Origin of the sequence: Stenotrophomonas sp. 24(2023) (assembly GCF_030913365.1) — a bacterium.
In the GTDB taxonomy this organism is placed as follows: Bacteria; Pseudomonadota; Gammaproteobacteria; order Xanthomonadales; family Xanthomonadaceae; genus Stenotrophomonas.
The window spans coordinates 732,341-747,169 of sequence record NZ_CP133160.1; the positions used below are offsets into that span (position 1 = coordinate 732,341).

Annotated in this window: 12 protein-coding genes and 1 riboswitch; of the genes, 7 read left to right on the plus strand and 5 right to left on the minus strand. The window is 69.7% G+C overall.

Features of this window, described 5'->3' with window-relative positions; all coding sequences use genetic code 11:
- Window positions 1-88: 88 nt before the first annotated feature.
- Window positions 89-3,610: an ATP-binding protein gene (locus tag Q9R17_RS03300; protein ID WP_308158262.1), complete on the minus strand. Its 3,522-nt coding sequence runs from the start codon at window positions 3,608-3,610 to the stop codon at window positions 89-91.
- 234 nt (window positions 3,611-3,844) lie between these two features.
- Here Q9R17_RS03300 and Q9R17_RS03305 point away from each other — a divergent pair, with 234 nt between their 5' ends.
- The 3 genes from Q9R17_RS03305 to Q9R17_RS03315 are packed head-to-tail and all read left to right on the plus strand — an operon-like array spanning window position 3,845 to window position 5,637.
- Complete coding sequence (locus tag Q9R17_RS03305; RefSeq protein WP_308158263.1) at window positions 3,845-4,489, plus strand: YceI family protein; 645 nt, start codon at window positions 3,845-3,847, stop codon at window positions 4,487-4,489.
- Window positions 4,486-5,061: a cytochrome b gene (locus Q9R17_RS03310; RefSeq protein WP_308157029.1), complete on the plus strand. Its 576-nt coding sequence runs from the start codon at window positions 4,486-4,488 to the stop codon at window positions 5,059-5,061. The genes Q9R17_RS03305 and Q9R17_RS03310 overlap by 4 nt, the downstream gene beginning before the upstream one ends.
- 3 nt (window positions 5,062-5,064) lie before the next feature.
- Window positions 5,065-5,637, plus strand: coding sequence for a YceI family protein (locus tag Q9R17_RS03315; protein ID WP_308157030.1), 573 nt, complete (start codon window positions 5,065-5,067; stop codon window positions 5,635-5,637).
- 45 nt (window positions 5,638-5,682) lie between these two features.
- Here Q9R17_RS03315 and Q9R17_RS03320 read toward each other — a convergent pair whose 3' ends face one another.
- Window positions 5,683-5,910, minus strand: coding sequence for a glutaredoxin family protein (locus Q9R17_RS03320; RefSeq protein WP_308157031.1), 228 nt, complete (start codon window positions 5,908-5,910; stop codon window positions 5,683-5,685).
- Window positions 5,911-6,010: 100 nt separating this feature from the next.
- Here Q9R17_RS03320 and Q9R17_RS03325 point away from each other — a divergent pair, with 100 nt between their 5' ends.
- On the plus strand, window positions 6,011-7,393 hold the full coding sequence (locus Q9R17_RS03325) for an L-serine ammonia-lyase (RefSeq protein ID WP_308157032.1): 1,383 nt from the start codon (window positions 6,011-6,013) through the stop codon (window positions 7,391-7,393).
- A gap of 81 nt (window positions 7,394-7,474) precedes the next feature.
- The gene (locus Q9R17_RS03330) at window positions 7,475-8,470 is read left to right on the plus strand and encodes an alpha/beta hydrolase (RefSeq protein ID WP_308157033.1); all 996 of its coding nucleotides are present in this window, start codon (window positions 7,475-7,477) and stop codon (window positions 8,468-8,470) included.
- Between the two features lie 48 nt (window positions 8,471-8,518).
- Here the strand turns inward: Q9R17_RS03330 and Q9R17_RS03335 are convergent, their stop codons facing one another.
- From Q9R17_RS03335 to Q9R17_RS03345, 3 genes are read right to left on the minus strand one after another with little or no spacing between them, the layout of a single operon-like run.
- Window positions 8,519-9,592, minus strand: a complete 1,074-nt coding sequence (locus Q9R17_RS03335; RefSeq protein ID WP_308157034.1) for a homoserine dehydrogenase — start codon at window positions 9,590-9,592, stop codon at window positions 8,519-8,521.
- Window positions 9,589-10,824 (minus strand): O-succinylhomoserine (thiol)-lyase, encoded by a 1,236-nt coding sequence (locus Q9R17_RS03340; RefSeq protein ID WP_308157035.1) that lies wholly within the window; start codon window positions 10,822-10,824, stop codon window positions 9,589-9,591. The genes Q9R17_RS03335 and Q9R17_RS03340 overlap by 4 nt, the downstream gene beginning before the upstream one ends.
- On the minus strand, window positions 10,821-11,852 hold the full coding sequence (locus tag Q9R17_RS03345; protein WP_308157036.1) for a homoserine O-succinyltransferase: 1,032 nt from the start codon (window positions 11,850-11,852) through the stop codon (window positions 10,821-10,823). Before Q9R17_RS03345 ends, Q9R17_RS03340 begins: the two co-directional genes overlap by 4 nt.
- Before the next feature lie 79 nt (window positions 11,853-11,931).
- Window positions 11,932-12,050: riboswitch (SAM riboswitch) on the minus strand.
- Between the two features lie 162 nt (window positions 12,051-12,212).
- Here Q9R17_RS03345 and Q9R17_RS03350 point away from each other — a divergent pair.
- Together Q9R17_RS03350 and Q9R17_RS03355 are read left to right on the plus strand one after the other, a co-directional pair.
- A complete protein-coding gene (locus tag Q9R17_RS03350) occupies window positions 12,213-13,109 on the plus strand; it encodes a M23 family metallopeptidase (RefSeq protein ID WP_308157037.1) in 897 nt (298 codons plus the stop codon).
- Window positions 13,110-13,175: 66 nt separating this feature from the next.
- The gene (locus Q9R17_RS03355) at window positions 13,176-14,780 is read left to right on the plus strand and encodes a peptide chain release factor 3 (protein WP_308157038.1); all 1,605 of its coding nucleotides are present in this window, start codon (window positions 13,176-13,178) and stop codon (window positions 14,778-14,780) included.
- Window positions 14,781-14,829 lie beyond the last annotated feature (49 nt).

Below are 14,829 nucleotides of genomic sequence, written 5' to 3' on the forward strand. Positions count from 1 at the left end.
CCGACCGCCTGGCCACGCCGGCGCACCACGCGCACGGCCCGCCGATGGTAAACCGAACGCCCCCACCGGCCGTACGCTGCCACCGGCCTCAGCCCCCCGCCTGGCGCTGCGTACGGGCGTGGGCGATGGCCACCACCAGCAGATCGCCGGTCACCGGCTTGCGCAGGAAGCCATCGAAACCGGCGGCAAGCACCTGGGTTTCGGCGTAGGCATCCGAACGCGCGGTCACCGCCACCAGCGGCAGCTCGTACCCCATTGCCCGCAGCTGGCGGGCAATGGCGGTGCCATCCAGCGCCGGCAGGTCCAGGTCCAGCAGGCCGACATCGAAGCCGCCCGTGGCGATCTCGGCCAGCGCCGCCAGCCCATGCAGCACGTGCACCACGGTGTGCCCCCGGGTACGCAGCAGCCCGGCGATGACCTCGCCGACCGTCGCATCATCCTCCACCAGCAGGATGCGCAGCGGTGGCAGCACCGGCAGCGCCACGTCCCCGCCGGCAGCGCCGTCACCGCGCGCGGGCGCCTCGTGGCGGGTCCACGGCAACGGCAGTTCGACACTGAAGCGCGCGCCATGGCCGGGCCGGCTGTCCACCGCGATGTGCCCGCCCATGGCGACCGCCAGTTCCTGGCAGATCGCCAGGCCCAGGCCGCTGCCGCCATAGCGCGAGGCCGTGCGCGGCCCGTCGGCCTGCTCGAAGCGGTGGAACAGGCGCTGCTGCTGGTCTTCGTTGATGCCCGGGCCGGTATCGCTGACGGTGAACACCAGGCCATCGCCATCCTCGCGCAGCTGCACGCCCAGGCCGACACTGCCGCGCTCGGTGAACTTGATGGCATTGCCCAGCAGGTTCAGCAGGATCTGCCGGATGCGTGTTTCATCCCCACTGACCGTGGTGGCCCCGGGCAGTGCCGGGCCGCGCTCGAACACCAGCTGCCGCCGCCGCGCCATCGGCTCCATCAGCGCCTGCACCTGGTCCAGCAGGGTCGCCAGATCGAACGGGCGGATGTCCAGTTCCAGCCGCCCTGCTTCGATGCGGGCCAGGTCCAGTGCGTCGTTCACCAGCCGCAGCAGATGGTTGCCGGCCTTCTGGATGGACACCGCGTAGCCGCGCTGCTGCTCGTCCAGTGGCGTGGCCAGCAGCAGTTCGCTCATGCCCATCACACCGGTCATCGGCGTACGCACTTCATGCCCCAGCGTGGCCAGGAAACGGCTCTTGGCCTGCGATGCCTGCTCGGCCAGCTGCTGCTTGTGCAGGGTGAGCTGCCAGCGTTGGCGGCGGCGCAGGCGCACGCGCGCGATCCAGGCCAGCGCCGCCAGCAGCAGGATGCCGCCGATGACATAGGCAACGACCGCCGTGTTGCTGCGCCACCACGGTGGCTGCACGGTGATCTGCAGCACCTTCGATGGGGTCCACGGCCCGTGGCCCGCACTGGCCTGCACCTCGATCCGGTAATCGCCCGGGGGCAGCCGCGACAGGGTGCGTTCGCCATCGGCATCCTGCTCGACCCAGTTCTGGTCATAGCCGGATACGCGGAACCGGTAGCGGTTGCCCTGCGGGTTGGCGAAGGACAGCAGGCGCGCGCGCACCTGCAGGTCGCGGTCGTCCGGCCCCAGCGTGACCGGCCCCTGCACCGGCAGCTCCTGCCAGCCCAGGCCATCGTCGCGCCGCACGCGCAGCTGGCCGATCACCAGCGATGATGCCGGCAGCGCGACATCCGGCGCTTCCGGATCGAAGCCGACCAGTCCGGTCTGGGTGACGGCCAGCACGCGCCCATCACTGCCGATCGCCGGTGGCCGGCCGGTGAACTCCGCATCGGGCAGGCCATCACGTTCGTTGAACTGGCGCAGGCTGCGCGTGGCCGGGTCCCAGCGCAGCAGGCCACGGGGCGTGGTCGCCCACAGCTTGCCATCGCTGGCCAGCGCCAGCCCCCCCATGCTGACCGGCGGCACCCCCTGCCGTGCATCGATGCGCTCGCGCAGCTGCAGGCCCAGGCCATCCCAGTCGTAACGTTCGAATGCCCCCTGGCGCGCCAGCCACAGCACAGTGGGCGATGCCCATACCAGGTCATAGATGCTGCCGCGCGAGACGCCGGCCACCGCCTCGAAACGGTCGGCCTGCTCGCGCCGGACCCCCATGTCGCCAACCACCCAGGCCTTGCCACGCGCATCGAAGCGGATCTGCTCGATCGGCGCATCGGTGCTGCCACGCAGGCTCTCCAGCGCGATGGTGCGCAGCACGCGGCCCTCGCCATCGCGCTGCTGCAGCCCCAGGTTCATCACCGACAGCCACAGCGTGCCATCCGGTGCCTGCCGCATCAGGTCGATGCGCTGGCGCAGGTCGGCACCGCCCTCCAGCGCCCACTCGCGCAGCTGCCGCCGCGCCGGATCGTACAGGCTCAGGCGACCGGCACGGCCCAGCCACAACCGGCCATCGGCACGCGGCAGCACCGACCACACCGCACCGCTGCCCAGCTCCTTGTCGCTGGCCAGCAGGTGCAGGACACCCTGGCCATCGAGCCGGTACACGCCATGCGCGGCCCCGACGTAGTAGTCACGGCCCTGGCTGGCCGCACTGAGCAGGTACTGGCTGTCCAGTGGCTTGCCATCGAGCTGGAACCAGGTGGAGAAGCGCTGCCAGTCCGGCGGCAGGTACGCCAGCCCCTGGGTCAGCAGCGCCACCCACAGGCCGCCTTCATGGTCCTGCAGCAGGTCCAGTACGCCACTGTGCCCGGTCAGGAAGCCACTGCCCCGGTCCCCTTCCAGGCGCCGCAGGGTCGCATCGTCGCCCCGCAGCAGGCCATCGGAGCTGCCTACCCAGACCCGGCCACCACGGTCGCGCTGGACCAGTGCCGAACGCAGCTGGTCGCTGCCGGCCCAGGCCGGCCGCTGCACGCCATCCTGTGCATCGATGTGGAACAGGCCCTCGGTCTGGCTGCCTGCCCAGATGCCGCCACGGCCATCACGGCTGAGGCGCAGCACGGCCACGGCGCCCAGCTGCCGGGGTGCCACGGCGACAAAGGTGCTGCCGTTCCAGCGGGCCACGCCCGATTCGGTGCCGACCCACAAGCGGCCACGGTCATCGACCAGGCTGCTGTAGACGGTATCGCTGGGCAGGCCACCGCCGGTACCGGCGTGCTGGAAGACCTCCAGCCGGCCATCCTCGTGCAGGCGGCAGACGCCATGGGCATTGGTGCCGATCCACAGCGACCGCTCGGCGTAGGCCAGCGTCCAGAACTGGCCGTGGCAGCGCTCATTGACACTGTTGAAGACCTCCACGTGCTCGCGGTCGGCGCCCAGCCGCGCCAGCCCCTTGCCGTTGACGCCCATCCAGACCCGGTCCTGCGGGTCCACCAGCAGCGTTTCGATCTCGTTGCCCGGCAGCGATCCGGCGTCGTCGGGGTTGTGTTGCCAGACACGCAGTTCGGCGCCGTCGTACCGGGCCAGGCCGCCATCGGTGGCGGCCCATACATGCCCCTGGCGGTCCTCGGCCAGGGCCACCACCATGCGTGAAGGAAGCCCCTCGGCGGCGCCGAACCGGCGCAGCCGTGGCGTTTCTCCCCCGCTGTCGGCGGCCACAGCCGTGCTGGCTGCCGCCCACAAGGCCCAGCCCAGCATCACCGTGCGTGCCCATCCCGGGTACCTGCCGCCGCTCATCCTGATCCCCTTTTCCTGCCGCCGATTGTCACACAGCCCGCCCGCGGCCGCCGCCCCGCGGGCCGCTCCCGGCCGTGCAACCGCCTGTTTCCAGCCTCGTACGCACCACGAACTGTTGCAGCCGTGCACGCATCGGCGCCACACGCCTGTGCGTATGATCGGCGCGTTGCCCCTTCCAGAGCCTGCCCCGTGCCCCTGCGCCCACACGTGTCCCTGTTGTTGCTGCTGCTGGCTGCGCCCCTGGCGCAGGCCGCCAATGAGACCTATCGGCTCGACCCGGTGCACACCCGGGTGATGTTCGCCATCGAGCACGCGGGCTTCTCGCAGGCACTGGGCACCGTGTCGGGCAGCCAGGGAACGCTGGCCTTCGACCTGGAAGACTGGGCGGCCGCCCACCTGGTCGTGGAGGTTCCCATCGCCCGGCTGGACCTGGGGGATGCCGAATGGAACAAGGCCACGCTGGCGCGCGGCCTGCTCGATGGCACCCGCTTCCCCAGCGCGCGCTTCGTCTCCACCCACGTCGAGCCGATCGACGCGCGGCATGCGAAGGTCACCGGCCAGCTGACCCTGCGCGGTGTCAGCCGGGAGGTCGTGCTGGATGTCACGCTCAATGCCCTCAAGCGCCACCCGCTGCCCCCCTTCCGCCGCACCGCCGGTTTTTCCGCCACCACCACACTGAGCCGCAGTGCGTTCGGCATGACCAGCTGGCCCAGTGTCATCGGCGATGCCGTACAGATCCGCATCGAGGCTGAAGCCACCCTCGACCGCAGCGCCACGCCGGGAACTCCGGACGCTGACGCCCACTCCGATACGCCGACGGCCACCAAGGATCCCGCATGACCGCCAAGAACACGCCCACCCGCTGGGGCAGTGTCAGCCAGAGCCTGCACTGGCTGATCGCCCTGTTGATCCTCGCCTTGGGCATCGTCGGCCTGACCATGGGTGAACTGCCGAAGACGCCGAAGTATTTCTGGGTCTACACCGCGCACAAATCGATCGGCCTGACCGTGCTGGCGCTGGTGGTGCTGCGGCTGGGCTGGCGCCTGTATGCCGGTGCCCCGGCGCCGGTGCCAGGCACGCCGACCTGGCAGGAACGCATCGCCAGCGCCACCCACTGGCTGCTGTACGTGCTGATGTTCGCCATTCCGCTGTCGGGCTGGCTCTACGATTCGGCCAGCGGCCTGCGCCCGTTCCGCTGGTTCGGCCTGGTCGACGTCCCCAAGCTGAGCGGGCCGGACCCGCAGGCCGTGGCGATCTCCCATGCCATCCATGAGTATGGTTTCTGGCTGCTGATCGCCGTGGTGCTGGCCCATGCCGGCGCCGCGTTGTACCACCACCTGTTCCAGCGCGATGCCACCCTGGCCCGCATGCTTCCCCGCGGCTGGCTTGCCTCCTCCCCACAGAAGGACTGACCGATGACCCTGAAACTGACCACCCCCGCAGCCGTCGCTGCCGCCCTGGCCGGCATGCTTGCCGCTTCGCCGGTACTGGCCGCTGACTACGTGCAGGCACCGGGCGCCGGCTCGATCCTGGTGTTCGCCAGCAAGTACGACGGCGAAACCTTCACCGGCAGCTTCCCCGGCTTTGCCACCCAGCTCAGCTTCGATCCGGCCAATCCGGCCGCCGGCAAGCTGGAGGTGAGCATTCCGCTGGCCGGCGCGAAGAGCGGCAACAGCGACCGCGACTCCACCCTGCAGGGGGCAGACTTCTTCAACGTCGGCAAGTTCGCCACCGCCCGCTATACCGCCACCGGCTTCCGTGCCGTCGGCAACGACCAGTACACCGCCGACGGCACGCTGGAACTGCGCGGCATCAGCAAGCCCGTCACCCTGACCTTCACCTGGAAGCCGGGCACCCAGCCGGTCCTGACCGGCAAGGCCACGGTCAAGCGCCTGGACTTCGGCGTGGGTGGCGGCGACTGGGCCGATACCAAGATCATTCCCGACGAAACCGCGATCAGCACCATCGTCAAGTTCAACGCCAAGTAAGGCGCGGCCGACGCCCTGACCGCCGCCGGGCCATGCCCGGCGGATTCAGCCCGCCGCCAGCCAGGCCTGCAGCGTGGCCGCATCGAACGGCCAGGCCAGTTCCCGGCCGCTGGCCTCCTCGCGCAGCACCGGCACCCGGCTGCCATAGGCCGGCTCCAGTGCCGGCTGGTCGTCGATGAACACCGACTGGAACTCCGGCACCCGCGCCCGGGCCAGTTCGGCCAGGGCCAGGTCACACAGATGGCAGTCGTCTCGCTGGAACAGGGTCAGCATCCGGTCCGCTCCTCGTGCAGGAAATGCTGCGCCGCAGCCATCGCTGGGCCGGCACACCCGCTAGAATAGCGGCTTGTCCGGTACCCGCAGTTTGGCATCCATGGCTGTCAGCACGTTCGACGTTTTCAAGATCGGCATTGGTCCGAGTTCCTCGCACACCGTCGGGCCGATGAAGGCCGCCGAGCGCTTCATCCACCGCTGGCTGCTCGACCCGGGCCGCCTGCAGGACGTGGTGCGCATCCGCGCCGATGTCTATGGCTCGCTGGCGCTGACCGGCCGTGGCCATGGCACCGACAAGGCCGTGCTGCTGGGCCTGGAAGGCCAGCGCCCGAACCTGATCGACCCGGACATCATTCCCGACACGCTCGAGCGCATCCGCAGCAGCAAGCGCATCCGGCTGATGGGCACCCATGAGATCGCCTTCGACGAGAAGCGCGACCTGGGCATGAACAAGCGCCAGAAGCTGCCGTACCACACCAACGGCATGCGCTTCACCGCCTACGATGCCAACGATGAAGTGATCGCCACGCGCGACTACTACTCCGTCGGCGGCGGCTTCGTGGTCAACCAGGACGACGCGGCCGATGACCGCATCGTGCCCGACGAAACCCCGCTGCCCTACCCGTTCAAGAGCGGCGATGAACTGCTGGCGCAGACCGCGCGCAGCGGGCTGAGCATCGCCCAGCTGATGTTCGAGAACGAGAAGTGCTGGCGCAGCGAAGATGAGATCCGCGCGCAGCTGCGCGAGATCTGGAGCGCGATGCAGTCCTGCGTGGCCCGCGGCATCCGCGAGGAAGGCGTGCTGCCGGGCGGACTGAAGGTCGGCCGCCGCGCCCCGGCACTGTACCGCGAGCTGTCCTCCAAGCCGGAAGCGGCGATGCGCGACCCGCTGACCACGCTGGACTGGGTGAACCTGTACGCCCTGGCGGTGAACGAGGAAAACGCCGCCGGTGGCCGCGTGGTGACCGCACCGACCAACGGCGCAGCCGGCGTGCTGCCGGCCGTGCTGCACTACTTCGACCGGTTCTGCCCGGGCGCGAACGAACAGCGCGTGTTCGACTTCCTGCTGACCTCGGCCGCCATCGGCATCCTGTACAAGGAAAACGCCTCGATCTCCGGTGCCGAAGTGGGCTGCCAGGGCGAAGTGGGCGTGGCCTGCTCGATGGCCGCCGGCGGCCTGGTCGCCGCACTGGGCGGCAACCCGAGCCAGATCGAGAATGCCGCCGAGATCGGCATGGAACACAACCTCGGCCTGACCTGCGACCCGATCGGTGGCCTGGTGCAGATTCCGTGCATCGAGCGCAACGCGATGGGCGCAGTGAAGGCGATCAACGCCTCGCGCATGGCGATGCGCGGTGACGGCAAGCACAAGGTGTCGCTGGACAAGGTCATCAAGACCATGCGCGATACCGGCCGCGACATGCAGGACAAGTACAAGGAAACCAGCCGCGGCGGCCTGGCGGTGAACGTCATCGAGTGCTGATGGCCGGCCGCGCGCGCCCGCACGCGCCATCGCCATCGCATTCCGGGTAGGCTCATCCCCTGCCCCTGCCCGGAGTATTCCATGCGCCTGCTGGCCGCCGCCCTGCTTGCCTGCCTGCCATTGCCCGCGTTGGCCGCCGATACCTACGGCCCGCAGCTGGAAGGATTCGATTACGGCTATCCGGTACGGATCTTCACGCTGGAATCGCAACGTCAACCGCTGCAGATGGCGTACCTGGACATCGCCCCCAAGCGCACACCGATCGGTGTCGTGGTGCTGCTGCATGGCAAGAACTTCTGCGCCGCCACCTGGAAGGAAACCCTCACGCCGCTGCTGGCCGCCGGCTACCGCGTGATCGCTCCCGACCAGATCGGCTTCTGCAAGTCCAGCAAGCCCGAACGCTACCAGTATTCGTTCGGGCAGCTGGCGGCCAATACCCACGCACTGCTGCAGCACCTGCAGCTGGGCGATACGCGCGTGCACCTGGTCGGGCATTCGATGGGCGGCATGCTGGCCATCCGCTATGCCCTGATGTACCCGCAGGATCTGCGCAGCCTGTCGCTGGTCAACCCGATCGGGCTGGAGGACTGGAAAGCGCTGGGCGTGCCGTGGCGCAGCGTCGACGACTGGTACGCCGGCGAGCTGAAGACCGGCTATGACAGCATCCGCCGCTACCAGATGGAGGTGTACTACGACGGCCAGTGGGCCCCGGCCTACGAGCACTGGGCGCGCATGCAGTCGGGGATGTACGACGGCCCCGGCCGGCAGGCGGTGGCCTGGAGCCAGGCACTGACCTCGGACATGGTGTTCAACCAGCCGGTGGTCCACGAACTGGAACACGTGAAGGTGCCCACCACGCTGTTCATCGGCCAGAAGGACCGCACCGCGATCGGCCGCGACCGCGCCACGCCGGAACTGAAGGCCACGCTGGGCAACTACCCGGTGCTGGGCAAGGCCGCCGCCGCGGCCATTCCCGGTGCGACGCTGGTCGAATTCGAAGGCCTGGGCCATTCGCCACAGGTGCAGGACCCGCAGCAGTTCAACGCGGCGCTGTTGAAAGCATTGAAGACGCGTTGATGGCGCGCCCGCCGGGCATGGCCCGGCGGGGACGCATCGCAGGCCGGGTCAGCCCACGATCCGCAGCACGTCATCCAGCAGTGCGGCCGCGGTGACGTCCGCCCCGGCCCCCGGCCCCTGGATCAGCAACGGCTGGGCCTGGTAACGATCACTGTGGATGGCCACGCGGTTGTCGGTGCCCGCGCCCTGCGCCAGCGGATGATCGGCCGGCAGTTCGCGCAGACCGACCTGTGCGCCCTCGCCATCGACGCGACCGACGAAGCGCAGCACGCTGCCGTTGGCACGGGCCTGCTGCCAGCGCGCCTGCAGCGGCGCATCGAGCTGTTCCAGCGCTACCACCGCGGCGTCCGCCGGCAGCGCCGCCAACGCCGTCGGCACCAGCGAATCCACCTGCACCTGGCTCGCATCCAGGGCCAGGCCGCTGCTGCGCGCCAGGATCAGCAGCTTGCGCCGCACGTCTTCGCCGGACAGGTCCACGCGCGGGTCCGGCTCGGTGTAGCCCGCCGCCAGCGCTTCGCGCACCGCCGTTGAAAAAGGTACCTGGCCGTCATAGCGATGGAACAGCCACGCCAGCGAACCGGACAGCACGCCTTCGATGGCATGGATGTGGTCCCCCCCGGCCACCAGCGCGCGCAGGCTGCTCAGCAGCGGCAGGCCGGCGCCGACGGTGGCGCTGTCGCCGTAGCGCGCGCCGCTGCCGGCACAGTGCGCGGCGATGGCATGGGCGCGGTCCAGCTGCGCACCGCGGCCCAGCTTGTTGGCGGTGACCACGTGCACGCCGCGCGCGAGCCAGTGCTCGTGGCGCGCGGCCACCTCCTCGCTGGCGGTGGCATCGACCACCACGTCACCGCGCTGCAGGCCCTCGGTACTGGCCCACAACGGCGCGTGCTGGCCATCGCGCGGCGCGCGGCGGGCCAGCTCCAGCGGCAGTGCCAGATCACGATCGATGGCCAGCGCGGTGCGCGAATTGGCCAGCCACTGCACATCGGGCAGCGCCAGCCCACGCGCCTGCAGGGCCTGGTAACGGCGCACGAACGCCGAACCCACCGTGCCGGTGCCGAGCAGCGCAAGACGCCCTGCGCCGGCCGCAGCCGGCACGATCTCCGCCGCGACCGCGCTCATGCATCCACCGCCTGTTTGTGGCGCGCGGCCGATTCGATCACGTTGGCAGCGCGGGCCAGGCCGGCCTGCAGGTCAGACAGCAGATCGCGCTCGGCCTCGATGCCGACCGAAAGCCGCAGCAGGCCTTCGCTGATGCCGGCCGCCGCACGCGCTTCGGCGGTCATCGCGGCATGGGTCATCGTCGCCGGATGCGCGACCAGGCTTTCCACCCCGCCCAAGGATTCGGCCAGGGTGAAGTAGCGCAGGCCATCGACAAACGCGCGCACCGCGGCATGCGGGTCCTCGCCGGTACAGCGGGCCAGTTCAAACGACAGCATCGCGCCGAAGCCGCTCTGCTGGCGCGCGGCGATGGCATGGCCCGGATGATCGGCCAGGCCCGGGTAATAGACGCGGGCCACGGCCGGGTGCGCCGCCAGCAGGTCCACCACGGCCTGGGTGTTTTCCTGGTGCACGCGCAGGCGCGCATCCAGCGTGCGCAGGCCGCGCAGGGTCAGGAACGCATCGAACGGCGAACCGGTCAGGCCCAGTGCGTTGCCCCACCAGGTCAGCTGTTCCAGCAGTGCCGGATCGCGCGCGATCACCGCGCCACCCACCACGTCGCTGTGGCCGTTGATGTACTTGGTGGTGGAATGCAGCACCAGATCGGCACCGAAAGCCAGCGGCTGCTGCAGTGCCGGCGACAGGAACGTGTTGTCCACCACCACCAGTGCACCGGCCTTGTGCGCCGCATCGATGACGAAGCGCAGATCGGTGATGCGCAGCAGCGGGTTGGACGGCGTTTCCAGCAACACCAGCTTCGGCTGGCTGGCCAGAGCCTGGGCCAGGCCGCGCGGATCGGTCAGGTCGGCGGTGACCAGGCTGAAGTGCCCCTTCTTCGCCAGCGCATTGAACAGGCGCCAGCTGCCGCCGTAGGCGTCGTGCGGCACCACCAGCGTGTCCCCCGGCTGCAGCAGCGCGCTGATCACCAGGTTGATCGCGCCCATGCCGGTCGCGGTGACCACCCCGCCGGCACCGCCTTCCAGTTCCGCCAGCGCATCGCCCAGCAGGTCGCGGGTCGGGTTGCCACTGCGCGTGTAGTCGTACTGCCGCTTCTTGCCGAAGCCATCGAAGCTGAAATTCGACGACAGCACGATCGGCGGCGTCACCGCGCCATGGGCGGTATCGCGGTCGATGCCCGCGCGGACGGCGGCGGTGGTGCGGCTACAGGACGGATCGGCGGCGTGCAGGCTCATGCGGTATCTCCCGGGGTGCGAAATGCTGAGGCGAGGATCGCGTCGATGCGATCGGTTTCTTTGAGGAAGGCGTCGTGGCCGTACGGCGAGCGCAGCACGCGCAGGCTGCCGCGCGGGCCCAGCCCTTCGACCAGGCCGACCAGGTCGGCCAGCGGCACCAGGCGGTCGCCTTCCACGGCCACCACCACGGTCGGCGGCAGGATCGCGGCCGGGTCCACGCGGTGCAGGTCGATCGATTCGGACAGGCGCAGGTAGGCGGTGACCGGCGTGCGCGCGACGTACTGCGCACCGGCGGCATCGAGGTAATCCTCGGCGGCCACGCGCACGCGGCCATTGACCACTTCCGGCGCCGCATCGAAGCGCTCGCCGAATTCTTCCGGCGTGCGGTAGCTGAGCATGGCGAACTGGCGTGCCAGCGCCAGGCCGTGGTCTTCACCGCACTGCAGCTGGCCCAGCGCAACGGCACGGCGCTGCAGCGCGCGCCAGGCGGCGGCATAGGGATGCGGGCGGTGCGCGCCACTGGCCAGCACCAGCTGCTGCACGCGGGCACGATGGCGCAGCGCGAACTGCTGGCCCACCAGCGCGCCGTAGGAATAACCGACGAACGCCTTCAGCGTGCCGATGCCCAGGTGGTCCAGCAGCAGCGCCAGCGCATCGGCCTGGTCAGCGGTATCGATCGGCACATCCAGCGCACCGTCGGCACCGATGAAGTCAAACGCCAGCACGCGCAGCTGCTGCGGGTCCAGTGCCCGGCCGGCGGCGACCAGGCCTTCGGCCCAGCCCTTTTCCGGAAACTGCGCATTGCCGGCCACATGGCGGTGGGCGGAAATCCCGCCGGCCAGCACCACCACCGGCGCCGAGGCCGGCCCGTCCCATTCATAGCGCAGGCGCACCGGGCACGGACCGGCATGGCGCATCGACACCACCGCGGCGAACTCGCCGCGCACGGCATGCACGCGGTCATCGACCGGCACGCTGACGGGGGTAAAGGGTTCGGAATGAAGCGCGGTGGTGGCAGCGAAGCTCATGGCGGGAATCCAAGGGAGGAATCGGCCATCGAGCCTTCGCGGGGCTCGCGTTCGAAATGCACGCGGGGGTGCAGGCTTCGAACCATCTTCCGGTGGACGCCACGGTCCCCGCAGGATTTGGCACCTACGCAGGCACATGCGTGTCTGCGGGCTGCCCCGGCTTCAAAGGGCCTGTCCCTCTGCCGGTCTCGATGGTGACGCTACGATGCCACGCCCTTTCCGGCACGTCAATCCCTTTATACGGATGAAGCGATGGATGACTCGCTCCCCCCCTTTCCCTTACCCGGACAGACGGCAGCCGCTACCATCCGCACCGGCGCGCCGCATGCCCGCCCCTGTCCCTCGCCTGGAAGCCCCCGGATGCCGCACCTGCCCCTGACCTGCCTGCTGCTGCCCGTGCTGGCCGCCGCCACTGCCCCCGGTGACTGGCGCCAGGGCTGGGGGTTGATGCAACCGCCGCCCGGGCCGGTGCTCAACACGCCACTGCCCACGCCCGAAGGCCGGCCGGCCGCCGTGGCGCTGCTGAAGATCGAAGGCAGCGGCGAGCGCTGGCAGGCACGCGTGGACAATGCCCTGGCCGGCCCCGTGCAGATCGAACTGCGCCCGGCCCCCGGCCTGGCGCTGCCCGGCCTGCCCGTGCGTTCGGTGCTCGATGGCGCTGGCAGCCTGGTGGTGGCCCACCTGCCGGCACCGGTTTCCGGCCAGCGGCTGGACCTGCGGCTGGACGCGGTCCCCGGCGATCCTGCCGCACAGGCGCAGGATGTGGCCTACCGGGTGCCCTTCGATGGCGGCCGCCTGCAGGTCAGCCAGCCCCCGCAGGGCCGGCTCAGCCATGACGACGAAGAGAACCGCGACGCCGTCGATTTCGCCCTGCCCGAAGGCACGACCGTGCTGGCCGCGCGCAGCGGTACCGTGATGCAGGTGCAGGCCGGCTTCCAGGGCCACGGCCAGCGGCCGGCCGATCGCCAGCGCGCCAATTTCATCCGCGTGCTTCACGCGGACGGCAGCATGGCCGTATACGCGCACCTGGCCCCGGCAGGCGTACAGGTGCGCACCGGGCAGCAGGTCGAGGCCGGCCAGCCCATCGGCCGCTCCGGCAACACCGGTTACAGCACCGCCCCGCACCTGCATTTCGTGGTGCAGGTCAACCGTGGCATGGGCCTGCGTTCAGTGCCGGTCCGCATCGTCTCCCCGCAGGGCGAACTGCGCTTTGCCCGCACCGGCGATGGCACGGCCGCGGCCGGCACCGGGCGCTGAGACGCAACGCCCGCTATAATCAGCGGCTTACCTTCTTGAATCGCGCCCCGGGCGGGCGCCACCGCCATGTCCGAAGTCGCCACCGAAGCGGGCCGTCGCCGTACGTTCGCCATCATTTCCCACCCTGACGCCGGCAAGACCACGCTGACCGAAAAGCTGCTGCTGTTCGGGGGCGCGATCCAGATGGCCGGCTCGGTCAAGGGCCGCAAGGCCGCCCGCCACGCGACGTCCGACTGGATGGCGCTGGAAAAGGAGCGCGGCATCTCCGTCACCTCCTCGGTGATGCAGTTCCCGTACGAAGGCAAGATCGTCAACCTGCTCGACACCCCCGGCCACGCCGACTTCGGCGAGGACACCTACCGCGTGCTGACCGCGGTGGACTCGGCGCTGATGGTGATCGACGTGGCCAAGGGCGTGGAAGAACGCACCATCAAGCTGATGGAAGTGTGCCGCCTGCGCGACACCCCGATCATGACCTTCATCAACAAGCTCGACCGCGAGGGCAAGGACCCGATCGAGCTGCTGGATGAAGTGGAAACCGTGCTGGGCATCCAGTGCGCGCCGGTCACCTGGCCGATCGGCATGGGCCAGCGCCTGAAGGGCGTGGTGCACCTGCTGACCGGCGAAGTGCACCTGTACGAACCGGGCCGCAACTTCACCCGCCAGGATTCGACCATCTTCCCGTCCATCGATGCCCCCGGCCTGGCCGAGAAGATCGGTGCGCAGATGCTGGCCGACCTGCGTGATGAACTGGAACTGGTGCAGGGCGCCAGCCATCCGTTCGACCTGCAGGCCTACCGTGACGGCAAGCAGACCCCGGTGTTCTTCGGTTCGGGCGTGAACAACTTCGGCGTGCAGCCGCTGCTGGACTTCTTCGTCGAGCACGCACCGGCACCGCAGGCGCGCGCCACCACCGGCCGCGAGATCGCCCCGCAGGAAAACAAGCTGACCGGCTTCGTGTTCAAGATCCAGGCCAACATGGACCCGCAGCACCGCGACCGCGTGGCGTTCATGCGCATCTGCTCGGGCCGGTTCAGCGCGGGCATGAAGACCTTCCACGTGCGCACCGGCAAGGACATGAAGCTGGCCAATGCGCTGACCTTCATGGCCAGCGACCGCGAGATCGCCGCTGAAGCCTGGCCGGGCGATGTGATCGGCATCCACAACCACGGCACCATCTCCATCGGTGACACCTTCACCGAAGGCGAAGCGGTCACCTTCACCGGCATCCCCAACTTCGCCCCGGAACTGTTCCGCCGTGCGCGCCTGCGCGACCCGCTCAAGCTCAAGCAGCTGCAGAAGGGCCTGGCCCAGCTGTCCGAGGAAGGCGCTACCCAGTTCTTCCGCCCGCTCACCAGCAACGACCTGATCCTGGGCGCGGTGGGTGTGCTGCAGTTCGACGTGGCCGCCTACCGCCTGAAGGACGAATACGGCGTGGAAGCCACCTTCGAGCCGGTCAGCGTCACCACCGCACGCTGGGTCACCTGCAGCAACGAGAAGAAGCTGGAAGAGTTCCGCGAGAAGAACGCGCTGAACCTGGCCCTGGATGCGGCCGGGCAGCTGGTCTACCTGGCCCCGACCCGGGTCAACCTGCAGCTGGCCCAGGAACGCGCGCCGGACGTGCGCTTCTCGGCCACCCGCGAAGCCGCGCATACGGTGTCGGCAGGCTGATGCGAGGGGCGCGCATCCGCGCCCATCCAGGCCACGCGTGGATGAGCGC

Bases quoted from the DNA above. Each gene is read 5' to 3' on its own strand.
- Q9R17_RS03355 (WP_308157038.1), top strand. From the start codon at position 13,176: ATGTCCGAAGTCGCCACCGAAGCGGGCCGTCGCCGTACGTTCGCCATC.
- Q9R17_RS03340 (WP_308157035.1), bottom strand. From the start codon at position 10,824: ATGAGCCTGCACGCCGCCGATCCGTCCTGTAGCCGCACCACCGCCGCC.
- Q9R17_RS03325 (WP_308157032.1), top strand. From the start codon at position 6,011: ATGGCTGTCAGCACGTTCGACGTTTTCAAGATCGGCATTGGTCCGAGT.
- Q9R17_RS03345 (WP_308157036.1), bottom strand. From the start codon at position 11,852: ATGAGCTTCGCTGCCACCACCGCGCTTCATTCCGAACCCTTTACCCCC.
- Q9R17_RS03335 (WP_308157034.1), bottom strand. From the start codon at position 9,592: ATGAGCGCGGTCGCGGCGGAGATCGTGCCGGCTGCGGCCGGCGCAGGG.
- Q9R17_RS03315 (WP_308157030.1), top strand. From the start codon at position 5,065: ATGACCCTGAAACTGACCACCCCCGCAGCCGTCGCTGCCGCCCTGGCC.
- Q9R17_RS03310 (WP_308157029.1), top strand. From the start codon at position 4,486: ATGACCGCCAAGAACACGCCCACCCGCTGGGGCAGTGTCAGCCAGAGC.
- Q9R17_RS03300 (WP_308158262.1), bottom strand. From the start codon at position 3,610: ATGCTGGGCTGGGCCTTGTGGGCGGCAGCCAGCACGGCTGTGGCCGCC.
- Q9R17_RS03330 (WP_308157033.1), top strand. From the start codon at position 7,475: ATGCGCCTGCTGGCCGCCGCCCTGCTTGCCTGCCTGCCATTGCCCGCG.
- Q9R17_RS03350 (WP_308157037.1), top strand. From the start codon at position 12,213: ATGCCGCACCTGCCCCTGACCTGCCTGCTGCTGCCCGTGCTGGCCGCC.
- Q9R17_RS03320 (WP_308157031.1), bottom strand. From the start codon at position 5,910: ATGCTGACCCTGTTCCAGCGAGACGACTGCCATCTGTGTGACCTGGCC.